The 21,530-nt window shown below is 69.4% G+C and carries 20 protein-coding genes; 5 read left to right on the forward strand and 15 right to left on the reverse strand.

Annotated elements, in window-relative coordinates; all coding sequences use genetic code 11:
- Positions 1-21 precede the first annotated feature (21 nt).
- The 8 genes from ACFYW3_RS36010 to ACFYW3_RS36045 form a co-directional block, all read right to left on the reverse strand.
- Positions 22-4,311, reverse strand: coding sequence for a polymorphic toxin-type HINT domain-containing protein (locus ACFYW3_RS36010; protein ID WP_389388601.1), 4,290 nt, complete (start codon positions 4,309-4,311; stop codon positions 22-24).
- Positions 4,312-4,545: 234 nt separating this feature from the next.
- Positions 4,546-5,697 (reverse strand): hypothetical protein, encoded by a 1,152-nt coding sequence (locus ACFYW3_RS36015; protein ID WP_389388602.1) that lies wholly within the window; start codon positions 5,695-5,697, stop codon positions 4,546-4,548.
- Positions 5,698-5,815: 118 nt separating this feature from the next.
- A complete protein-coding gene (locus ACFYW3_RS36020; protein ID WP_351755987.1) occupies positions 5,816-6,445 on the reverse strand; it encodes an RICIN domain-containing protein in 630 nt (209 codons plus the stop codon).
- 35 nt (positions 6,446-6,480) lie between these two features.
- Positions 6,481-7,071 carry an RICIN domain-containing protein gene (locus ACFYW3_RS36025; RefSeq protein WP_389388603.1) on the reverse strand — a complete coding sequence of 197 codons (591 nt, stop codon included), beginning with the start codon at positions 7,069-7,071 and terminating at the stop codon, positions 6,481-6,483.
- 52 nt (positions 7,072-7,123) lie between these two features.
- Positions 7,124-8,647: an AbfB domain-containing protein gene (locus ACFYW3_RS36030; RefSeq protein ID WP_389388604.1), complete on the reverse strand. Its 1,524-nt coding sequence runs from the start codon at positions 8,645-8,647 to the stop codon at positions 7,124-7,126.
- A gap of 708 nt (positions 8,648-9,355) precedes the next feature.
- Positions 9,356-9,565, reverse strand: a complete 210-nt coding sequence (locus ACFYW3_RS36035; RefSeq protein ID WP_389388605.1) for a hypothetical protein — start codon at positions 9,563-9,565, stop codon at positions 9,356-9,358.
- A gap of 15 nt (positions 9,566-9,580) precedes the next feature.
- Complete coding sequence (locus ACFYW3_RS36040; protein ID WP_351755978.1) at positions 9,581-9,793, reverse strand: hypothetical protein; 213 nt, start codon at positions 9,791-9,793, stop codon at positions 9,581-9,583.
- A gap of 182 nt (positions 9,794-9,975) precedes the next feature.
- Positions 9,976-10,377 (reverse strand): DUF4158 domain-containing protein, encoded by a 402-nt coding sequence (locus ACFYW3_RS36045; RefSeq protein ID WP_351755999.1) that lies wholly within the window; start codon positions 10,375-10,377, stop codon positions 9,976-9,978.
- Between the two features lie 196 nt (positions 10,378-10,573).
- On the opposite strand from ACFYW3_RS36045, the gene ACFYW3_RS36050 reads away from it, so the two are divergent.
- Positions 10,574-10,816, forward strand: coding sequence for a hypothetical protein (locus ACFYW3_RS36050; RefSeq protein WP_351755976.1), 243 nt, complete (start codon positions 10,574-10,576; stop codon positions 10,814-10,816).
- 41 nt (positions 10,817-10,857) lie between these two features.
- Here the strand turns inward: ACFYW3_RS36050 and ACFYW3_RS36055 are convergent, their stop codons facing one another.
- From ACFYW3_RS36055 to ACFYW3_RS36065, 3 genes are all read right to left on the reverse strand, one after another.
- Complete coding sequence (locus ACFYW3_RS36055; RefSeq protein ID WP_351755973.1) at positions 10,858-11,436, reverse strand: hypothetical protein; 579 nt, start codon at positions 11,434-11,436, stop codon at positions 10,858-10,860.
- A gap of 92 nt (positions 11,437-11,528) precedes the next feature.
- Positions 11,529-12,128 (reverse strand): M16 family metallopeptidase, encoded by a 600-nt coding sequence (locus ACFYW3_RS36060; RefSeq protein ID WP_389388606.1) that lies wholly within the window; start codon positions 12,126-12,128, stop codon positions 11,529-11,531.
- A gap of 864 nt (positions 12,129-12,992) precedes the next feature.
- A complete protein-coding gene (locus ACFYW3_RS36065) occupies positions 12,993-13,163 on the reverse strand; it encodes a DUF6233 domain-containing protein (protein WP_389388618.1) in 171 nt (56 codons plus the stop codon).
- A 417-nt stretch (positions 13,164-13,580) separates the two neighbouring features.
- Between ACFYW3_RS36065 and ACFYW3_RS36070 the strand changes: the two genes are divergently transcribed.
- Positions 13,581-15,731 carry an MMPL family transporter gene (locus tag ACFYW3_RS36070; RefSeq protein ID WP_389388607.1) on the forward strand — a complete coding sequence of 717 codons (2,151 nt, stop codon included), beginning with the start codon at positions 13,581-13,583 and terminating at the stop codon, positions 15,729-15,731.
- Positions 15,732-15,932: 201 nt separating this feature from the next.
- Here the strand turns inward: ACFYW3_RS36070 and ACFYW3_RS36075 are convergent, their stop codons facing one another.
- Both ACFYW3_RS36075 and ACFYW3_RS36080 read right to left on the reverse strand, forming a co-directional pair.
- Entirely contained in the window at positions 15,933-17,384 is a 1,452-nt protein-coding gene (locus tag ACFYW3_RS36075) for an ATP-binding protein (RefSeq protein ID WP_389388608.1), read from the reverse strand.
- Positions 17,381-18,073 carry a response regulator transcription factor gene (locus ACFYW3_RS36080; protein WP_351755965.1) on the reverse strand — a complete coding sequence of 231 codons (693 nt, stop codon included), beginning with the start codon at positions 18,071-18,073 and terminating at the stop codon, positions 17,381-17,383. Before ACFYW3_RS36080 ends, ACFYW3_RS36075 begins: the two co-directional genes overlap by 4 nt.
- 236 nt (positions 18,074-18,309) lie before the next feature.
- On the opposite strand from ACFYW3_RS36080, the gene ACFYW3_RS36085 reads away from it, so the two are divergent.
- From ACFYW3_RS36085 to ACFYW3_RS36095, 3 genes are all read left to right on the forward strand, one after another.
- The gene (locus tag ACFYW3_RS36085; protein ID WP_389388609.1) at positions 18,310-18,633 is read left to right on the forward strand and encodes a hypothetical protein; all 324 of its coding nucleotides are present in this window, start codon (positions 18,310-18,312) and stop codon (positions 18,631-18,633) included.
- A complete protein-coding gene (locus tag ACFYW3_RS36090; RefSeq protein WP_389388620.1) occupies positions 18,630-18,908 on the forward strand; it encodes a hypothetical protein in 279 nt (92 codons plus the stop codon). Before ACFYW3_RS36085 ends, ACFYW3_RS36090 begins: the two co-directional genes overlap by 4 nt.
- 105 nt (positions 18,909-19,013) lie before the next feature.
- The gene (locus tag ACFYW3_RS36095; RefSeq protein WP_351755961.1) at positions 19,014-19,286 is read left to right on the forward strand and encodes a hypothetical protein; all 273 of its coding nucleotides are present in this window, start codon (positions 19,014-19,016) and stop codon (positions 19,284-19,286) included.
- Positions 19,287-20,050: 764 nt separating this feature from the next.
- On the opposite strand, the gene ACFYW3_RS36100 is transcribed toward ACFYW3_RS36095, so the two are convergent.
- Positions 20,051-20,449 (reverse strand): colicin E3/pyocin S6 family cytotoxin, encoded by a 399-nt coding sequence (locus ACFYW3_RS36100; RefSeq protein ID WP_389388610.1) that lies wholly within the window; start codon positions 20,447-20,449, stop codon positions 20,051-20,053.
- Between the two features lie 3 nt (positions 20,450-20,452).
- On the reverse strand, positions 20,453-20,911 hold the full coding sequence (locus ACFYW3_RS36105) for a polymorphic toxin-type HINT domain-containing protein (protein WP_389388611.1): 459 nt from the start codon (positions 20,909-20,911) through the stop codon (positions 20,453-20,455).
- Between the last annotated feature and the right edge of the window lie 619 nt (positions 20,912-21,530).

Consider the following 21,530-nt stretch of genomic DNA (forward strand, 5'->3'; position numbering starts at 1 on the left):
CTACGTAAGGTCGGACATCGCTCAGGGGCAACCGGCAACCGGGCGGACCGCTCCAAGCTTGCCCTGAAACTCGTCCGGCGTCATGTTGACGCCCGGCTTAACCGCCAGTTCATAGTGCCCGGGCTTGCCCACCTGAACAATCTCCAGTCCGTTCGGAATGCTGGAGGCATCGACCGGAACGCCAACTCGACCAAACTTCCCCAGCGAGTCGGGTTGCGTCGTAAGTGATATACCGCGCCCGGGAATAACAAACCCGGTCACCTTGTCAACCTTGAAGTCGGTACCCAATCTCCCTGCGAATGAGAGCTGCTCGCCCGACTTCACCCCGCGATAGAATACGACTCCGGATACATCACCGTCATTGTGCACCAGGACCGGCGTTTCCCCGGCGAGTACATAGTAGGTGTGCAGGTCGTCGACCGTCAGGTTGTGGACGCGCATTCGTTCGGTCCATGCGCGGATGCCGATGAGTTCCTTGAGTTCGCCTTCGGGGGTGCGCAGTCGGTCGCCGGTCTTGAGGTCTGCGGCGTTCACCCAGGTGTGCCGGTTTTCGACCCAGAAGGGGTGGATGTCCGTGGCGGTGATGGTGCCTGTGGCCTGGCCGGCTTCGCCATCGGTGTCGACGGTGAGTTCGCGCAGGTTCTTGTCGCCTTCGCCGACGATTAGATGGGTGACGGCGCGGCCTGCGGTTGTGCCGGTTTCGGGGTCGGTGGCCAGGACTTGCTCGCCGACTTGGATGTCTTGGATCGGCTTGTTGGTGCCGTCGGCCATGCGGACCGGAGTGCCGGGCGCGAAGCTGTGCTTCTTGCCGGGCACGCACGGCGGGTTCTTCTTGCGGAGCTTTTCGAGGACTTCCTCGCCCTTGGCCAACAGCTTCTTGGCTTCGGCGGACTTGTCGAGGAAGTCGTTGAGGCCGGTGACGATGCGCTTGAGGGCTTTGGCGATCGCCGGCATTTCCTTGATGATCTTCAGCGCCTTACCCCAGGGGAGGGCGCCGACTGCGGCCCAGAAGCAGTCCTCGAAGTTGGGCTTTTCGAAGCACTTCTCGATGTCCTCGAAGAGGAGGTCGACGATGATCTGACCGCCGTTCTCGACGAGGAAGTCGAGGAAACTTTTCTTGTCCAGCTGGCGGGCCATCGCCCACTGTTCCGGCGTGATGCCGGCCGCCTTCAGCGCCGCGATCTCCTCGTCGGTCAGCTTCGGGTGCTGGTCGCCGCCCTCCTTGCCCTCCTTGACCTCCTTGGCCGCCGCTTCGCGGGCCTTGCGTTGCTGCTCGAGCTCGTACTCCTCGGCCTTCTTCGCCGCCTCGTCCGCCTCTTTGGCGTACGTGTTGGCGTTCTTGGCCGCGGCTTCGGCGGACTTGGCGTGGCCGTCGGCCGATTCCGCGAACTTGTTGGCGTCCGCGGCGTCCTTCTCCGCCTGGGCGGCGGCGCCCTGGGCGACGCTCGCCTCGTGCTCGGCCAGGTTGGCGGCGCTGTTCGCGGCGACCGCGTGGCTGTCGGCCTCGGCGGCGGCGCCTCGGGCGCGGGAGGCTTCGGCTTCCGCCTGGTTGGCGGCGTTGCGGGCGGCCATCGCGTCCGCGAAGGCCCTGTTGGCGGCCTCGCGGGCGAGTTTGGCGTCGGCCTGGGCCTGGGCGTCGGCCTGGTTGGCGCGCGCGGCGGCCGTGCGGGCCTTGGCACCGTCCTCGGCGGCCTGCGCCGCCGACCTCATGGCCGCGGCGGCGGAACGTGCTGCGTTCGCGGACGAACGCGCCGCGTCCGCGGCGGCCTTGAAGGCCGGAGCGACCTGGGCGTTGGCTCCCTTGGCGGCGGCTTCGGCGGCTTCGGCGGCCTTGACCGCCTCTGCGGCCTTCGCCTCGGCCGCGGTGACCTGCTCGGCACCCATCTGCTCCGCGGCGGCGGCCACCTCGGCGGCGAAGTCGGCGTCGATGTCCTTCCCGGCGAACGGCGCGGTCAGTGCGATCGCGGTGTTCGCGGGGTCGGCGATGCCGGCGGCGGTGCTGCGTGCCGCGGCGGACGCCTTGACGGCGATGGTCGACTGGAGGCGTGCCATGGCCGCCTCGCGGACGGCGCCCTGTGCCTCCTCCTTGGTGCGGTTCGCGGCCTGGTAAGAGTTGTTCGCCGCCATGGCGGCGAGCCCGGCGAGCCGGCCGGCCTCGTGCGCGGCGATGCCGGCGCGGGCCTCCTGGGCCGTGGCCTCCGCGGCCTTCTGGTTGGCGCGCTGGGCCGCGGCGTGCGTGGCTGCGGCTTGCGCCTCGGCCTTGTTGGCCGCCGCGTTCGCTGCGAATGCTGCGGCTTCGGCCTTGTTGGCAGCGGCGTTGGCCCGCGCGGCGTGTGCGGTGGCCTCGGCCGCCGCGGCCCGCGCCCGGGCGGCCGCACCGGCGGCCTCCGTCGCCGCGGAGCGGGAGCGGATGGCCGCACCGCTCGCGGTGTCGGCGGCGCCGCGGGCCTCACCGGCCGCCGTTCCGGCGGTGTCGGCGTCGGCTCGTGCCGCGTTTGCGGCGGCCCGGGCTTCGGCGGCGTGGATCGTGCCGCGGCCGGAGGCGGCCATCGACTCGGTGGCCCGGGCACGGGATTCCTGAGCCTGGTGTCGCTGCTCGGCCGTGCGCGCGGCGTCGCGGGCGTTGCGGGCGTTGGTCTCCTCCGCCCGCGCTTGGCGGTCCGACTCGGCGGCGATGCCGTCCTGGCGGGCAGCGTCCGCCCGCGCGGACGCGGCCGTCGCGGCGGCCGCCTGTGCCTGCGCACGGGCGGCGGACGCCGTACGGGCCTCGGCCTCGGCGCGTGCACGGGCCGCCGCGGCGATGTCCCGCTCGTGCTCGGCCCGGGCCCGGGCCGCCGCGGCGAGGTCGCGCTCACGCTCGGCGATCTTGCGCTGCTCGGCCGCGATCACCGCCTGACGCTCCGCCTCGATGCGGTTCTCGCGGGTCTTGCGGGCGTGCTCCCACGCCTCGCGTTCAGCCTGCTCGGCTGCCACACGCGCGTCCTTGGCACGCGCCGCGGCACTCGCGGCGATCTTCGCCTGCTTGTCCGCGGCCTCGGCCATCCGAGCACCGGCCCGGGCGTGCTCCTCGGCGTTCGCCCGCCACAACTTGGCCTGCTGCTCGCGCAGTTCGGCCTGGTTCTTGGCGTTCAGACCGGCTGCGGTGGCAGCGGTGGCGTCCACCGCGTGCTGAGCCGTCTGGCCCGCCTTCCACGCGGCGTCCGCCGCGGCGGCGATGCCCGAGGCGACCTCGGACCACTGGACGCCGTGCTCCAAGCCGGTCTGCACCAGGACATCGGCCTGCACCTTGGCCCGCAGAGCCGCGACCTGCGCCGCCTTGGCGGCGTCCTGGGCGTACCCGACCTGACGCGCGACCTCGGCCTTGACCTTGTCGTAGTCGGACAGGCGCTTGCCCGCCCGGTCGGCCGACAGCATCCGGTCCGCCTCGCGGGAGGCGGAGGCCGCCGACGACATGGCGTTGGAAGCGTCTTCGAGCGCCCTGACGGCGTCGCCGTGTACGGCGATCAGCTTGGTACGGGCCTCGGCGGCGACAGCGGCTCTGTGGGCGAGATCCCGCAGCTTCTCCGCGGCCTCCGTGGCGTCCTTCAGCGCTTTCAGGTGTGCGGCCTGGTCGTCGGCGTCCTGCTGCGAAGCGGCCTGGTAGCCCTTCTCCAGGAATTCCGTGATCGCCGCGTCGGTGCCCGCGTCCAGCGCGGCCTGCGCGGCCAGCTTCACCGCGGGGCCACCCACCGACGCCAGCATCTGGACGCGCTTGCGCAACTCCTCCGCGCGCTTGGCGGCGTTCTGATTCTGCGCCTCGTCACGCTGCTTGGCGATCTCGGCGCCGAAGGCCAGGAAGTCGACGCGGTCCTGCGGCGTGCCCTTCAGCACCCGCTCGACCTCGGTGTTGAAGAACGAGCCACCGGTGCCGCGCAGCGCCTCGATCTTCCGGCGGTTCTCTACGTCGGCGCCGGCCTTCTTGTCCTTGGCACGTTGGCGGGCCTCGGCCACACCATGCTGCAGGAAATCCCGGATCGCGTTCGGGTCGGAGCTGGCGAGGGCCTCCTTGGCGGCCTCGCGGACCTCTTCGTCCTCGTCGAACTCGACGAAGTCCTCAACGAGTTGACGGTCCCGCTCGTCGCTCATCCGGTCGAGTTGCGACTTTCCGACGGCCGACGGCGCGGCGGCCGTCTTCGGCTTCAGCGCCGCCACCAACTGGTCCAGCGACTGCACCGTCCGCGTCAGCGACGGCTTCTCATTGCGTACGGCGGTCGCGGCAGCGGCCTCACCGGTGACGGTGCCCAGCACCGCCAAGGCGACGGCTATGGACACGCCTCTTCGTACGTTCGCGGCCACGCCGAGGCGTGGCCTTCCGGCCCTGGGCCGGAAACTTCCCCACACGGGAAAACCCCCTACACGAATGATTCAGGAAATTGCCCACCCTGGTCAGGGGTGGAATGGTCGAAAGCCGTGCGCCCCTTGCCCGCCCTGGTCAGGACGGGATGGTCGGCTTGGTACAGGGCGGGGTGGCCGGCCCCGGTCACGGGCCGGCCACGCGTTCTCGGGTCAGCCGCGGGTTCGGCTCTCGCCGTCCTGGGCGCGGTCGTGCATGGCCTGCCAGAACGCCGCGGCCTCCTGCGCCCGGCTCTGTTCGCCGGACCAGGCCTTCTCGTTGGTCTCGGCGGTGGCCGAGATCGACTTCCAGAGCTCCTGCGCCGACTCGCGTGACAGGGCCGCGACGGCCTGCCAGTTCTCCGCCTGGGCAGTCGCGGCGGCCTGCTCGGCCAGCCATGCGCGCCGCGCCGCATCGGAGTGCTCGGACAGCGTCTTCCAGGCCTGGTTCGCCTCGGCGCGGGCCTTGGCCGCGTCCGCCGCACCGCGCACGGCCGCCTCGGCGTCCGTGGCCTCCCTGACCAGGCGCGTCAGTGTGTTCTGTCGGACCGCTTCCGTATCGGCGACCCGCGTCCGATAGGCCTCCAGGTCCAACGCTGCACCGGTAGCCCAGCCGTAGCCGAAGAACTCCGCCACGTCCGTGTCCGCGGCGCCCGGCCGTAGCGCCCACCGCGCCGCGACCCGTACCTGCTCGCCCGCATCCTGATCGGCGCGGTCGCGTACGAAGTCCCTTTCCTTGGCGGTGACTTCCATCCGCTGTCGTTCCCCGGACTCGCGCGCGGCCCGGTCGAGTTGCTGTGCCTGTGCGTATCCCGTCTTCACGAACGCCGCCTGTTCGGCGGTGCTGCCCTTCAACGCCCGCGTCGCGGCCGCCCGGACCTCGGGGGAGAATCCCGCCGTGTGCGTGGCGGCCACCCGCTCGCAGAACGCCTTGTTGCGGGCGCGGGTCTCCCGGGCCCGCTGTTTCGCGTAGTCGAAGCCGCCATCGGGCGCGAACCACTCCAGGAGCGCGTCGTCGCCGCGGGAGCTGCGCAGCGCGTTCCACGCCGAGGTGCGCACCTCGGCGGCCGGGTGCGTCTTCGCCATCGACGTCACCTGTCGGCGCGCCTCCTCGATGGCGGCGGCCAGCTCGGGCGAGAGCGCCCGCCCCTCTCCTTCGACCCGGCCCTCGGAGACGGAGGACACCCCCGTGTTCACGACGGACGACGGCGCGGCGACCGTTGTGGCGCGGGCATCGGCCCATGCGGGCCCCACGCCCACGATCGCGACCCCGCAGGCCAACACACCGATGCCCAGCGCCCGCGTGCCCCACCACTGACGACTCAACTCAGAACCCCCCTTGGGAAAACAAGAAACGTGCTAAACGGTGGAGGGGCAGGGCCACACAGCCTGCCCAGCCCCTCCACGACGCTCGGTGGACGCGCTCACGCGCCCGAACGGAGACTCACGTGACCTGCTGGACCTGCCACAGTTGGGCTGCCGTGCGGTTGCACGTGTAGAGCTGTGTGTCGATGCCGTTGTCTTCCTTGGCGCTAGGGACGTCCAGGCACATGCCTGTGGCGTGCGCCGGCTGCAGCTCGTACAGCTTGCGGACGGGGTCGACCAGCATCAGCTGCCAGCGCTGATGCTCCTTGCCCGCGCACGCCCACTGCTGGATGACGGAGCCGGGCTTGGTCCCGCCGTTCTCCACTTCGAGGCACTTGCCGCTCAGTACGGAGCGCAGTTCGAAGCTCCCGCCCGCCGTGGCGACGGCCGTCCACTTCTGGGCGGTGGTGGTGCCGCAGGTTTGCTGCTGGACGTGGATGCCGTTGGCGGTCTTGCCGGCTTCGATGTCCAGGCACTTGCCGCTGTGGGCGGCCGTGAGCTGGATGACCGTCTGCGGCATGCCGACGCGGGACTTGGCCTCCTGCGCCGCGGCGGCCGCGTTGAGGGCGGCCTCGCGCGCCGCTGCGGCGGCTTCGCCTGCGGCGGTGCGGCCGTCGGTGCTTCCTTCGGCATGCACGACGGTCGCGGCGCCGGCGAGTACGGCGACGGTGGCGCTCACGGCCAGGGCGGCCCTGATGATCCGAGACATGATGGGATCCGTTTCCTTTCGCGTGTTCGGGGTGCTCAGGCGGCCGTGATCGGCTGGAGGCGCCACTTCTGGGAGGCCTTGCCGTTGCAGGCCCACAGTTGGGCGCTCGCGCCGTCCTCCTTGCCGGAGGAGGCGATGTCCAGGCAGCGGTTCACGTTCGGCGGGGTATGAGCGGGTCGCAGCTCGTACAGCTCTTTGGCGATGTCGACCATGGCCAGGCGCCAGCGCTGCTGTGGCGCCTCCACGCACCACCACTGCTGGACGAGCGTGCCGGCGCTGGTGCCCGAGTTCTCGGCCTCGAGGCACTTGCCGCTGTGCACGGCCCGCAGTTCGAAGGTGCCGGCGCCGGTGGGCATCAGGTCGAACCGCTGGTTGTCGGCGCCGTCGGCACACGCGGACTGGATGGCCTTGGCGCCGTTGCGCATGCTGACGGTGGGGATGGTGAGGCATTTGCCGGTGTGCTCGACCTTGAGCTGTACGGCCGAGGGGGCCGCGTCCTCGGCGGCGACCGGCGGGACAGCGGCGAGCGCGGCGGGCTGCTCATCGGCGCCGGCAGCGGTCACGCCGCCGGCGAGCACGGCGACACTGGCCCCGACGGCCAGGACGGATCGGACGATCCGAGACATGGGGTATTTCCGTTCTTCTCAGGTCTGAAGGAAAGAACTCGGCCGACTGCGGTCAGGGCGCGAGGGGGGTGATGAGCTTCCAGGAGGCGTCCTGGGCGAAGTCCTTCTCGGCGTCGTGGCGGTTCTTGCCGCCCGCCTTGTTGGCCGCGTACAGGTCGCCCCAGTACTGGCGCAGGAAGCGGCCCGGCAGGCTCGCCGACTCGAAGGACGTACCGGAGCCGCCGAGGCCCTTCTTGGCGCACCAGGTGGCGTCCTTGCGGAACTGCACGCTGTCGTCGCTCGCGATCATCTTGACCCGCAGATCCTGAAGGGACAGGTAGTGACCGGGCTTGCGGGCGGACTCGAAGGAGTAGCAGCCCTGCCGGCCCCCCAGCGCGGAAACGACGATCCAGGTGGCGTCCTCGCGGTCGGCCTGCTTGGAACTCGCCGACACCGGGGCGAGGAACGCCTCGCCGGCGTCCACGCCGGACTGTCGGACGACGAAGCCGACCGGCTTGCCGTTCGCCGGCTGCAGCGACTGGCGCTTGGCCCGGTACAGGCTGTCCTCCTTGAGGAACCGTGCGACCTCCTCGTCGCTGCCGGCCAACGCCTTCTTCGCGACCGCGACCAGGTTGGGGTTCATTCCGGTCTTCTCGGCGGCGGTCTGGATCTGCAGCGCGAGCCGGCGGTTCGCGGCGGCGACGGCTTTGCGACGCGCCTCGTCGTCCTTCTTGTACGCCTCTTCGGCGCCGGTGTGGATGAACTGCTTCCACACGGCCGGATCAGGGTTGAGGACCGCGCGCTGCGCCGCCGCGAAGAGCTCGCTCTCCTTGAAGTCGACCGGTGCGATGCGCAGGAGTTCGCGGATGAAGTTGTCGTCGCCGAGGGCCAGCGCGGCATCGGACGGCGTGATGCCGAACAGGGCGGCGGCGTTGGTCCGGGCGGCGAGCTCCTTGCGGCGCTCGGCCTCGGCGCGATTCCTCTCCTCCAGTTCCTTCAACTCGTTCGCCACGTCACGCCCGTGGGCCTCCCGGGCGCCGTTGGTGATGAACTCCTGCCAGGCGGCGGCGTCACCGGCCAGGGCTCGCGCGGCGGCGGCGCGGACCTCGGGACCGGCGGCTTCGTGGCGCATGACGGCACGGATGAAGTTGTCGTCGCTCAGGTCGAGCAGGTCGGGGCCGTTCGGGATGCCGACCGCGATCAGTGCCTGGGACTTGGCGAGGCGGGCCGCGCGGGCGGCATCGGCCTTGTCCTTCTCGCGCTGCTTGTCGACGGCGTACGCGGCGTGGATGCCGGTGGTGATGAACCGGACGTGGTCCTCGGCCGCCTCGCTCGTCATGGCGGCCTCGGCGGCCAGTCGTACCGACTCGAAGTTCGCCCCGCCGTCCCGGGCCTTTTGCCAAAGGGCGTGGAGGAAGTCGTGGTCGCTGAGCAGCAGTACGTCCGGGTCGGGTTCGAGGCGCACCACGGAGGCGGCGTCCACCCGCTGCTTCTCGGTGGTCCCGATCCCGGCGGCCGCGACCATGCTGCCCGACGGAGCCGCGACGGCGAGGGGCGCGGCCATGCCGGTGACGGAAGCCAGAGCGGTTGCGGTCACCAGCCCTCGGGTGACAGCCATCCGCACGCGAGCGGAGTTCGAGTGGCTCTTCTTCATTCTGTTTTCGGATCCCCCTGTTAGCTCCCGCACACAGTTACTGATGAGTACGGGCGGTCGGAGGGGCAGTCTTGAAGATCGCAAAGAGACCGTCAAAGCGGATCCGATGGTTCCTGTTCGATTGAGAGCCCACTTGTTCATTCAGGCGTCGATTTTCCGCCGATCTTCGACCGTGAGTCGGCTTGCCGAAATCGTCGAGCACTCCTACCCGTTCACCGAAAAGAGCTTGATTCCACACGGAGGAGGACACGGATCGAGCCGCCACGCGACACTCCCCCGGCCATCCTGCCCTTATGGCACACGGTCTACGGCACTCCGAACACTTCGGGACCGCCTCAACCCCACCGTCGGTATGAGAGATGTAAGGGAAATGTGTGCAGGCACACACCGGATCATCGGTGTCACGGGCGGGGTATCATCCGCACCTTTCAGCGACTTCCGCAACGCCACACCCGACCACAACTCGCCGACGCAATCTCTTACTTGTTGCCGGGACAGAGCCCGACTGCCCTCGTGACCTTCTGGGCCTCGCCGGTACGGTCAGGCGCCACGGCGCCTGACCGCTCCCAGCCCCTTGGCCGCGCGAGAACCAACATCCCGCGCGTCTTGCTCGATTTCTTCGGCAAAGGAATATTCAGGACTTCGGGAAGCTCACGCCCCGACCATGGCCGAACGAGACGGGGCGCGCTGATCCAGGATCGGTTCCCCGACCTCGTCGCGACCGCCATCGAGCAGCTTCCCCACGGTCTGGTCCTGGACGGTGAGCTCCTCGTCCGGGATCCGGCGGAAGGCCGGCTGTCTTTCGAGGCGCTCCAGCGCCGGGCCGCCGCCCGCCCCCAACTCCTCATCCTCGGCCGCCACGACGCCGCGAGCCGACTACGCGCCGTTGGTCGAACCGCGCCCCTGCGCCCGGACCAGGCACGCCAGGTCGCCGAACGCCTGACGGCCGCATCCCGCGGGCATCCGTGAACCGGTGCACGATTCTCGGCGTCGTGGGGCTCCCGCGACGTCCTGGACGTCGTTCTCGTCGACCCGGACCCGGTGGCGGAGATCAGCGCCGACACCGCCGTCGACCACGGCGGCCTCCACCGACACCCCCTACGACTTCGCCGCCTCCGCCTGGACGTGACGGCCCAGGAAGCGCCCCTCTTTGGAACGGGCTCCCACCGAGCGGCGGGATGAACTGCGCCCCACAGTGCTTCAGCATCCGGACCCAACCAGCCGTGTGCGCACCTTGAAGTGTGACCAACTCGGGCCCTGGGCGGTCTGCTTCAGCCGGTTGAACTGCGTGGTGCCGTCGGCTGTCGCGTTCTTCCAGCAGCCGCAGCATCCCCGCCTGCTCGGCGAGGCTCATCCGGTCCGTGGATACCGCAGCAGATCGAGGTGTTCACCTCGGTGCGGATCGTGGAGGCCATCGTGTCGACGGTTGAGGACGCCGGCAGTTCCAGCCCGGCCGCCACCACCTTCTCCAGCGCGACATTGATCAGGTCAGCGGGGCGGTTCTTCGACGCGGCCTCCTTGCGGATCGCCGCCTCAGCGATCCGCCGAGCCTGGGACTGCTTGTACTTCGTCCCCACCCGCTGGCGCACCTCCGCGCGTTGCCGCTCAGCGGTGCGGCCCATCTCGTGCAGCGGGAGCGTGCCCTCCGGCAGCTCGACCGTACGGCGGACTATCGTCGCGGGACCACCCGAAGCTGGTGCCGGCCCTCAAGGCCGTCTACACCGCCCCGACCGAGGCCGCGGCCGAGCAGGCCCTCGACCTGTTCGCTGCCTCTGAACTGGTCGAACGCTACCCGGCGATCGTCCGGACTGGCGATCTGCCTGGCCGGAGTTCACGCCCTACCTGGCGTTTCCGCCAGCCACAAGGACCGTGGTCCACTCCACGAACACGGTCGAATCGATCAACGCCCGCACCCCGCAGGAAGCCGCCCGCTTCCACTCCGTCCAGCGGGCACTGCACCAAGCGCTGCCCCGCCTGAGGGAGGAGATCACGGGCATTACCGCTCAGGCGCGGCCACTGATGCCCGCCGCGTGGCAGGACCGGCGAGTGGAACCCCACAGCAGCCCGGACCGGCTGCCGGTACCCGCCGCCGACTGGCTCAGCTTCCGGTGAGTTCCCTGAGCCCGACGCGTAGGCGCAAGAGATGGCCCTCTTCAGGGCCGGTCTTCCCAAGGGCGGACCCGACCCACCACGTGAAGCCCGCTGTCCTGAGGGGACCGCAGGGCGGCGAGCACTCCCTCACTGATCTCCTCGTGGGCGAGCCACCGGGTGTCCGATCCGGGCCCAGTGAATCCGAGGATGACGCTGCGGTGCCGTGTGCGGCTGAGGGCCTTGGGTGGGCGGGGCGCGGGTGTGGCGGGCGCTGCGGCCCTGCTACCGAGTACCTCGACGACAAGCGGGTTGGTTGCGAGCGTGTCGGCGACGGCGGCGTATGCGTGTGGTCGTCCCTCGGCATGTATCCACAGGATGGCCTGCTGGAAGGGTCCTGTGCGTGCGGCGGCAGCGCGCAGCGCCGCGGCGAACTGGATGGGTTCGGTGTAGTCCGCGTTTACCTGCACCAGCAGCCCATCGGCGAGGCTGTGGCTCCCGAAGGCGGTCGGGCCGGGGGGCCGACGAGAGACGACCACCGTGGTGAGGCCCTCCCGCAGTAACGCGCTGACGACTCCGGCCAGCATCCCAGTACCGCCGACCACCAGCACTGGACTTCGTACTGTCGACTCGGTGAGGCTCATGTGGGCATGCTTGCATGACCGGACGGGTTTCCCGAGGCCGCACGGGTGTCGGCAGGTTCGTTCCAGGTGTGGTTCATGAGGCGCAATCCCGCCTACGGTAGGGGCCCGACTGCGACGCAGCGCCCAGCCTCCGGCGACAGAACTCGACGGGCAACTTGGACGATGTCCTGCGAGGTCACCGAGTCCAGGAGCTCGGCCTCGGCGTCCTGGATGGTGAAGCGGTTCCGGCGAAACAGTTCCAGCGCGAGGATCCGCGCGTGTTGAGTGGAATCCTCGCGTTCACGGGGATAGACGCCCTTGACGAGTGCTCGCGCACGGCTGACTTCCTGTGCGGTGGGGCCATCTTCCAGCGGTTCGTCCATCGTCAGGCGGACCGTCGCAACGATGGCGGCCATGCCATCGGGCTCGCCGGTGAACAGGACGAGCAGAGATCCGACGTCGGCGAGAGGTTCGAGAACAGACCGAGCTCGGTAGGTCAGCCAGAGTTCGTCGCCCAGAGCCCGGCTGAGGCGGATGCCGGCGCTGCCACCCAAGACGGTGTTGAAGAGGCGCATGCACTGCATGTCGCGGTGGGAGAGGAGATGTCCGCCCGCCGGCACGGCCCAGCAGCCAGTCACCGTCGGTCCTGGGCCAACCCCGCCACAGGCTAGTCGGCGCGCACACGATGCCGTCGGCGCGCCGCCACGGGTCACTGGGGCCAGGGCGCTCCTGGCGCAGCCAGTCCTCGGCCGCCGCGTGGACGGTGTCCGGGGCGAGGTCTCCGACGACGACCAGCGCAGTGCGTTCGGGGCCGGCCACCCCGCGTAGGAACCCCTCCGCGTGCTCGGTGGTCAGCCGATGCAGAGGTTCCGGGTCGCCGAGAGGGGAGCGACCGACGGGAGTGCCCCCGTAGAGCGTCAGGTCGGCCAAGTCCCGCAGTACGCGCTGCGGCTGCTGGGAGGCGGACTGGATCTCGTGGCGCATGGCCGTACTCTGGCGGCGCATTTCCGCCTCGCCGGGAACGCGATGGGTGCGGAGCTCCCCCATGAGTTCCAGAAGTGCCCTCGCAGTGGAGGCGGGTACTTCGACGTGGAAGAGCGAGTAGTCGCGATGTGTGACGGCGTCGAAAACGGGCGCAAGGTCGCTGTCCGCGCTGATGATGAGGGCCGAGGTCGCCGCCTTCGTGGCTACGTCGGCGACGAGGGACTCCGCCGTGTTGGCGTCGGTCTCCTTCTCCACGTAGTGGGTCCACTGGCTGCCGCACTGCTTACACATCTTCTGTTTTGCCTGGTAGCGCCTGCGGGAGCCGTCGCGGCACGAGGCCAGGTCATCACGGCAGTTGGGGTGTTCAGACGCCAGCCTCAATCAGCGTGAAGGTCTCAGCCTGGCGGCCCGGGACGGGTGGGAGCCGCGGGGCGTCTGGCGGGAGCCGGTCCGGTTGGAAGCCATCGGGCCGGCCTCCATTCGTCCGCTCCTGCCACGAGCCTCTGCGGGACAGCCTCCGCTGACCTCGTGGCCACTGGGTTGGCCGGCGGGCGTTCCGTTGAATTGGGCCCGCTCCCCGAATGTCCAGCGGATCAACTGTCGAGGAGACCGAGTTCGCTGTCGGGGCGGCACAGCGGGCACGCGATGACCGTCGGCACGGTGCGCAGTACCTCCAGGATCATGTCGCGGGTGGCTGCGCGGCCGCGGCTGGTGACTGTGCAGGCGCCACTGTGAACGCGTTCGGGCCTTCGGGCGACGCCGATGCCGTATTCGAGGTCCTGATGGTCGCCTCACTCAGCCAGGTGCGGCGCGCGAGTTCACGCTCCGAGATGCCTTCGGCCTCTTGGAATCGATGAGGGCTTTTGCCGGCCGTGTCGATTCCTCTCCACTCATGACCGCGGTATGTCGCAGAGCCCGGGATGGGATGCCCCTCTGGCCCGGCACCATGCCAGGGGCACCCGGCCGCGGCAACACGCCCACCAGGCCGTATCCCAGTCGTTCTGTTCGTCCTCGCCGCGCAACCGGCGCTCGTCAACAGCCCTGGCCTGCACGCCAATCCCCTAACAGAGTCAGATGTCAGGCAAGAACTCGCATACAGCCCTCTAACAGTCGTCTCAGGTTCGCTCGGTAGGAAGTGGGCGTCCAGATAAGCGATGCAACCCGTATGTAGGAGGCCAGTGATGGCAGTCAACGCAGCGCCGTCCGGGGAAGCGCCGGCCGGTCGGTTGGCAGGCCGGTGGGTGCCATGGTTGGTGATTGGCTTGTGGCTGGTGCTGGCGGCGGGCATGGTGCCGCTGAGCGGAAAGTTGAGCTCGGTCACCACCGACAGCGCCGTGGACACCCTGCCGGCCAGTGCCGAGTCCACCAAGGTGGCGGTGCTGGACGACAGTCTCCCCGGCGGCGACAACAACACATTCGTCTTCGTGTACCACCGCGCCGGCGGCATGACCGACGCCGACCGCGCGACGGTCGAGCGCCACTACAACACCCTTGCCAAGCGGTACCCGCCGAAGGCGACGGCGGCGGCCGGCGAGGACGACGAGGGCTCACCGACGAGCCCCTCAACCGACCGCAAGGCGATGATGTTCACCCTCGAGGTGAGCACGACCTACGGCGCACCGGAGGACATCGTCGGCCCGTTGCGTGACGCCGCGAAGGACCGCCCCTCCGGCCTGGAACTCGACGTGACCGGCCCGGCCGCGATCGACGGCGACATGGATGCCGTCTTCGACGGCATCGACGTGCAGGTCCTCCTCACCACCATCGTCGTCGTCACGCTCCTGCTCATCCTCACTTACCGCAGCCCGGTGTTGTGGATCATCCCGCTGGTGGCCGTCGGCGCAGCCGCACTGACCGCGATGGGGACCGTCTACCTGCTCGTCAAGGGCTTCGGCATCGTGGTCAACGACCAGAACTCGGCGCTGCTGACGATCCTGGTATTCGGCGTCGGCACGGACTACGCGCTGTTGCTCATCGCTCGATATCGGGAGGCACTGCACCACCACGAGAACGTCCGGGTCGCGATGGTCCACGCGCTACGCGGCGCGGCGCCGGCCATCGTCGCGTCCGCGGCCACCGTGGTCGCCGGCCTGCTCTGCCTGCTCGTCGCGGACCTGAACAGCACCAGCGGGTTGGGCCCGATCGGTGCGGCCGGCATCCTGTGCGCGCTGGTGGCCATGCTGACGCTGTTCCCGGCGGTGCTCGTGGTGCTCGGCAGGCGGATCTTCTGGCCGGCCATCCCGCGGTTCAGCACGGCCGTGGAGGAGAAGCCGGGACTGTGGGGACGGCTCGGCACCGCCATCAACCGCCGCCGGTGGGTGGCGACGCTCGGCTCGCTCGGAGTCCTCGGCGTGCTCGCCCTCGGGCTGGCGGGCAACACAGGCGCCCTGCGGGAGCAGGACCAGTTCCTGTCCGCGCCGGAGTCGGTCACCGGCTTCACCGTTCTCCGCCGGCACTTTCCGGAGCTCGGCGGCCAGCCGATGACGATCTTCACGCGGCCGGCGCACCAGGAGCGGGTGCTCGACATCGTCAGGGACACTCGCGGTGTGGCCCTGGCCATCCCGGAGCAGACCAGCGGTGGTTGGGCCAACATCTCCGTGTTCCCGAAGGACGCGCCGGACACCGTCGCGGAGTACGACACGATCAAGCGGGTGCGCACCGCCGTGCACGCGGTGAGCGGGGCGGAGGCGATCGTCGGCGGGCCGAGTGCGGAGAACCTCGACACCGAGGTGACCACCAAGCGCGACGAGAAGCTGGTGATCCCGCTGGTGCTCGCCGTCGTCCTGATCGTCCTCGGGCTGCTGCTGCGCGCGATCGTGGCCCCGCTGGTCTTGATGGCCACCGTGATCGTCTCATTCGCCGCAGCCTTCGGCGGCAGCGTGTTCGTCTTCGACACGATCCTCGGGTTCAAGGGTGTCGACCATTCGGTGCCGCTGCTGGCATTCCTGTTCCTGGTGGCGCTCGGCGTCGACTACAACATCTTCCTGGCCGGCCGGGCCCGGGAGGAGACCGTGCGTCTCGGCACCAAAGAGGGCATGCTCAAAGCCCTCTCAGCCACCGGTGGCGTCATCACCTCGGCAGGCCTGGTCCTGGCGGCCACGTTCGCGGTCCTCGTCACACTTCCGCTGGTGATGCTGATCGAGGTCGGGTTCCTGGTGGCCTTCGGCGTGCTGCTCGACGCCCTGCTGGTGCGGTCGGTCCTGGTGCCCGCCCTCACCTTGCTGATCGGCCGGCGGATGTGGTGGCCGAGCCGGCTGTCCCGTCCAGCGGCGGAGCTGCCGGACGGTCAACAGCCGCTCGCCGACGACGAGGAGCCCGCGCTGCAACGGTGAGCGCGGCGGCACGGACGAGTTCCGGGACGGGCCCCAGGCCCGTCCCGGATTTTCATGGGCCCGCGACCGCCGCCCTTTGGTCCTGCGCCACGCGCCGGGGCCGGGGTCGGCGCATCGCGGTGTCCTGCCCCGACGGTGAGCCGTGCAGGGCCATGCCCGAGGGCCGCCGCCCCTTGTCCTGCGCTGCCCCGCCGGGGCGGGTCAGCGCACCGCGGTGTCCTCCCCGGCTGTGAGCCGCGCGATCGGGGCGGGCGGGGCCGCGGCCGGAAGGTCGACCCGAAGCAGCGCGCCACCGCGTGCGGAGCGGGCGACGCTGGCCCGGCCGCCATGGGCGTCGACGACCCGCTGCACGATCGACAGCCCCAGACCGGATCCCGGCAACGCCCGGGCGCTGTCGGCACGGTAGAACCGGTCGAACACCCTCGGTACGTCGGCGGCGTCGATGCCCGGCCCGGCGTCGTCGACCTCGAGCATCGCCGACGCGCCCTCGGCACGGAGCCGGACCTGGACCGCCTGGTCCACGGGGGACCACTTGCCGGCGTTGTCGATGAGGTTGAGCACCGCCCGCTCGAGCGCAGCGGGACGCCCGCTCACCCACACGGAGGTCACGTCGAGCGTGACCTCGATGTCGGGCACGCGGGAACGCGCCCGGGTCGTGGCGGCCCCCACCACGTCGGCGAGGTCGAGCACCTCGGTGCTCTCGTCGCTGGTGTCACCGCGCGCCAGGTCGGTCAGCTCGGCGGCAAGGGTGCTCAACTCGGCCACCTGGGCGCCGAGATCGTTGAGCAGCCGGGTCCGGCTCTCCGCCGGCAGTGCGCTGTCCAGGGTGCCGCGCCGATCGAGCCTGATCAGCAGCTCGACGTTGAGGCGCAGGCTGGTGAGCGGGGTCTTGAGCTCGTGGGCGGCGTCCTCGGCGAGCAGCCGCTGGGCCCGCCGGGAGTTCCGGAGCGCGGCGAGCATGTCGTTGATCGACTGGATCAGCCGCCGGATCTCCCCACCGCCCTCATCCGGGACGTCGGCGTCGAAATCCTGGGTGTGCGCGACACGTACCGCAGCGGCGGTCAGCCGGTCGATCGGTGCCAGCCCTGTCCGCGCCACGGTCCGCCCGACAAGGGCGCCGCCGACCACGCAGAGCAGCCCGATCAGCAGCATGCCCAACCCGAACCGGTTGATCGGGCTGTCGTCGACGACGCGGGCCACCTGGACCGCACCCTCGCCCGCCCGCAGCGTGTAGATGAGGTGGCCGTCGTCGTCGCTGTCGTTCGACTCCATCAGGTCGGCCGACACGCCCTGCGCCACGCGCCCGGCGTGCTCGCTGACCGGGGGCAGCGCGGGTTGGCCGGCCGGCGTCCGGATCGAGCCGTCGGGCAGGATGACTCGCACCAGCCGACCGGATCCGGGATACGGCGGCAGCTGGACCTGCGCCAGACCGGCGCGCTCCGCGTTCGCCGCCAGGACGCGGGAGTCGGCGCGTAGCTGATTCCGGGCAGTGTCCTGCAGCTCCCAGTCCAGTAGCTCGCTGGCCACCTGGAAGGCCGCGAACACGCTGACCGCGATGGCCGTCGCCGCGATCACCGTCAGCCTGGTCCGCAGGGACCGCCGGCGCCACCATCGAGTCAGCCGGCGCGGTTCCCGGCCGGCGGGCCTGCTCACGGAGGAGTCTCCCGCAACGTGTATCCCAGGCCGCGCAGTGTGTAGATCAATCGCGGCTCACCCTCGGCCTCCATCTTGCGGCGCAGGTAACTCACGTATACCTGGAGGTTGTTGGCGGTGGAGCTCATGCCGAAGCCCCAGATCGCCTCGAAAAGCGCGTCGCGGGTCAAGACCCGGGTCGCGTTGCTCACGAGGACCTGCAGGAGGGAGAACTCGGTCCGGGTCAGACGCAGCGGCCGCCCGCCCCGCCACGCCTCGAACCTGTCGGGATCGAGCCGGACGTCGGCGAACGACAGGATCTGCGACTCCTCGTCGGCCGGCGTGCGCCGGCGCAGCAGGGCCCGCACCCGGGCCAGCAACTCCTCGGTGGCGAACGGCTTGGGCAGGTAGTCGTCGGCGCCCGCGTCCAGCCCCGCGACCCGGTCGGAGACCTGGTCACGGGCGGTCAGCATCAGCACCGGCAGATCCCGACCCGCGGCCCGCAACCGCCGGCAGGTCTCCAACCCGCCGAGGCGGGGCATCATCACGTCGAGGAGCAGCAGATCCAGCGTGTCACCGCCGGCCCCACCGACCCCGTCGAGCACGGCGAGACCGTTGGCGACGGTGCTGGTGTCGTAACCCTCGACCTGGAGCACCCGCTCCAGCGACTCACGGATGGCCACGTCATCATCCGCGATCATGATCCGCACGCCGGTCCGCCCCCTTCCAGTCGATGTTTTTGCCGCTCATTGTCCCCGATCAACCTGAGGCCAGCATTAGAGCGTCGCTGAGGACCGCGCTCTTACGGATGCCCAAGAAGACGCCCAAGAAAGGGAACCTACCTCGGCTCATGAGCAGGGGAGGACCAGATCACCAGCACCGCACCCGGCAACCAGACAGTAGATCCTCCGCGCCGGCGCACGAGCACACCGTCGGGATCGCGTTGTTGGACAAGGTCGCCGCCGACACCGACGCCGTGGAGAAGGCCCTGGTCGACCAGGGCTTCAAAAACGCCGTCGTCGCGCACGGGGAGAAGGTGGGCATCGGGGTGGAGGTCGTGGAGCGCGATCCCGCGCAGACCGGGTTCGTTCCCCAGACCAAGCGGTGGGTCGTGGAACGCGCCTATGGGATCTTGATGCTGCACCGCAGGCTGGTGCGCGACTACGAGCATCTGCCCCGCAGTTCGCAGTCGCGGGCGGGCTGGGCGATGACCGCGGTGATACTGCGTCGGCTGACCGGGGCGACCACACCGGTCTGGCGCACCGCATGACCGGCGGGAAGCTGACGCTCGGCGCGGTGCCGGCGCGGCTGGAGGAGCGGGAACGCGAGATCACCGCACAGGCCGAGACGATGCGGGAACAGGTCGCGCAGCTGACCGCAGAGGCAATTCGGGAGCGCTGGCTGCACCGCGTCTCGACGATCGTGTGCCGGGACGGCGACGGACGGATTCTCGTGCACCGCCCTCCCGGATCACGTATCTCGCTTCCCGGGACACTTCAACTGGACGCTCGGTGGCACCGTCGACGTCGGCGAGTCGTACCCTGATCCCCCCCTCGTGCTCAAGTTCCTGTGCGACAGCGTGATCAGCCGCCGTTGACGTGGGGATGGACCACCCCCACCCACTCCCCCTCTTCAATCCTTGGACCCAGCGTGAGAAAAATCGTCAAGTCCGCCGTCCTGGCGCTCCTGGGTGGGACGGGCCTGAGCCTCACGGCCCTGGTGCTGTCCATGATGTACGCGATGTCGCGAGAGGGCTCGGTCAGTGTGCCCGGCCTCATCGACTACGTGCAGACGGACGCCCGGCTCAGCATGCAGCCCTCCGCGTGCTTTCCGATCGTCATCATCGCGCTGTCTGTCGCCTGCTTCCCGGTGACGTACCTCGCCCTGTCCAGGAAGCGGGGTGACGGCCATGACGCTCGCTGATCCACGCGTTGCGCGTGGCTCTCGTGACTCCCCGAGTGAAACGCCATTGGTGCTCGACGGTGTGAGCAAGCGATTTGGCAACCGCCACGCACTCTCCCGATGCTGCTGCGGGTCCGCCCAGCACAACCAACAGGTTCCGGGCGGCTTCGAGGTCCTCGTGCGACACGGCCATCGAACCGCCCCGCCACTCCGCCCGCAGTTCGCGTGCGCCGAGGAGCAGTGCCCTGCGGGCGGGTCCAGGGGCTCCACCGGATCGCACTCCGACAGGTCCTCGTCGTGTTCAGTCTCTCCGGGACATTGCCCGCCTGAGCGTCGGTAAGCCAGCCAAGCCACCGTGTCCTCGTTCTCAGCGGCTGACTGGTAGGAACCACAGACGCACGTTGATCTGGATCCGCTCGTTGCCGGCCTTCTCCAACCAGTTGTAGCCGCACAGCGCCTGCACGGCACGGTTGACCGTGGAACGCGTGATGGAGTTGGGCGCGTCCGCGGGCGGAGGGTGGCCGACCCACCTGAGCTGCAGGCGGTGGCGGCCCTCACTGCCGCCATCGAAAATCCATCCATGGTGCAGCCGCCCCAGGTGGCGCAGCGGGAGGCGGAATGTATACGGAAGCCGAAAGCAGTGAGGGGCCGTGCCGCTGCTGCCATCAAGAAGAACGCACCGCAGTCCTTCCCCGCCGCATCCCACGCAAATGCCCCGCCAGGTAATGCCTGGCGGGGCGTGGCGCCCGGTCATCCGGTCATCCGGTCATCCGGTCCAGGAAGAATCAGAACTCTCGCCCGAGCAAGTATTCGCACTCTTTCGGAAATACTGCCAGCCCAAATCGGAGTGAGAGCTCAGCGAGGGAAGCTTCGGAAATATCATAGAGGTCCGCGCTCCCGAGATCGGCCAATCCCAGCAAAGATCTCGCATCATCGTCTGAAAGTTCAGCGAGTCCATGGCGCCTGCGAAAGGTACCTGAATCACGCTCGAACTCCTCTATAACCCACCCAGTCATCATCCCCCCCAGCTTACGTCCAGGCACCGGCTTTCCCTTGTTGCCAGGGAGCTGATTCCCAGAGTTCGGGTCGAACTCCCCCACATGCTTGGCATTCTTCTTCCCATTGGTCCACATTTCGATCGTTCCATGCGCAGAATCCCACTCGAGGATCCGACCATCCGGCATGGATCAACGATCCCTATATCCACCGCCGGATTTCGGGGACCCTTTACCGACGTACTTCGCTTCGGGAAAACCTGGAACCTTTTTATCGGAGGGCGGAGGTGTACAGCCTCCAGCGTTGTGCACAAGGACTGCCGTCCGACCTGCCAGCACATGGTACGTGCGGAGGTCATCGACTGTGAGGTTGTGGACGCGCATTCGTTCGATCCATGCGCGGAGGCCGATGCGTTCCTTGAGTTCGCCTTCGGGGGTGCGCAGTCGGTCGCCGGTCTTCAGATCTGCGGCGTTCACCCAGGCGTGCCGGTTGTCGATCCGGAACGGGTGGTCACGACCGCTCCCTCGAGCCGGTCGGTGGCGGGTGCGCCGCCGCGCTGACTGTGGGCGGCCGCTCGCGTCTCCTGCCGAGCACAGCGAGCGCGACCGGCAGGTCCAGGACCGTGATACCGGGAAACTTACTGGCTTCACCGGGGTAGACCCGGTGAAGCCAGTACGACTTGCCGCTCAGCTGCCGTAGGCAATGCGACCTAGAATGACCAGATTTAGAGCCTTTGCCAGTCCGGCTTGGGTACCGCGCCCGAGGTCTCCGGTCAGGAGGAGGACCCCCAGGGATCATCCTCTACACCTTCATCGGCAATCGACAGCTTCGACTCCCCGGCCGGGGAAGGGTCGTCTGCCGCGACGGCTCCCTCTCCTGCGGCGAATGGTCGAGCCTTCCAATGATCGAGATCTATGGCGCATGCTGTTACCGCCGGGTACGGTGATCACCGCGTGAAACGGCGACCGTGACCTGGTCGCTGTTGCACACGTTCACGGCGGCCGGGGGAACCAACGCCGCTACGGGGGATGCCGCGGGCCGGTACACGGGACTGCATCAACGGGCGCTGACTGCTGCCCATTTGTATTGTCGGGTCGACCCCGCGCGCACCTCGGAGCGAAACACCCCCGTCTGCCTTCGCCTGCCACGAGGGAAGACACCACTTTGTACACAAGACCAGGCCGGGGCCTTCGCAGATCGCGCAGGCCCTCCTTCCTCACCCCCGCGATCTCGGCCGCGGTCGCCGTCGCCGTGATCGCCGTCGGCGGC

Source organism: Streptomyces sp. NPDC002602 (assembly GCF_042889445.1).
GTDB lineage: Bacteria > Actinomycetota > Actinomycetes > Streptomycetales > Streptomycetaceae > Streptomyces.

What these genes read in the sequence shown, in the direction of transcription:
- ACFYW3_RS36070 (WP_389388607.1), top strand. Translation starts at nt 13,581, where the DNA reads ATGGCAGTCAACGCAGCGCCGTCCGGGGAAGCGCCGGCCGGTCGGTTG.
- ACFYW3_RS36020 (WP_351755987.1), bottom strand. Translation starts at nt 6,445, where the DNA reads ATGTCTCGGATCATCAGGGCCGCCCTGGCCGTGAGCGCCACCGTCGCC.
- ACFYW3_RS36055 (WP_351755973.1), bottom strand. Translation starts at nt 11,436, where the DNA reads ATGAGCCTCACCGAGTCGACAGTACGAAGTCCAGTGCTGGTGGTCGGC.
- ACFYW3_RS36100 (WP_389388610.1), bottom strand. Translation starts at nt 20,449, where the DNA reads ATGCCGGATGGTCGGATCCTCGAGTGGGATTCTGCGCATGGAACGATC.
- ACFYW3_RS36090 (WP_389388620.1), top strand. Translation starts at nt 18,630, where the DNA reads ATGACCGGCGGGAAGCTGACGCTCGGCGCGGTGCCGGCGCGGCTGGAG.
- ACFYW3_RS36025 (WP_389388603.1), bottom strand. Translation starts at nt 7,071, where the DNA reads ATGTCTCGGATCGTCCGATCCGTCCTGGCCGTCGGGGCCAGTGTCGCC.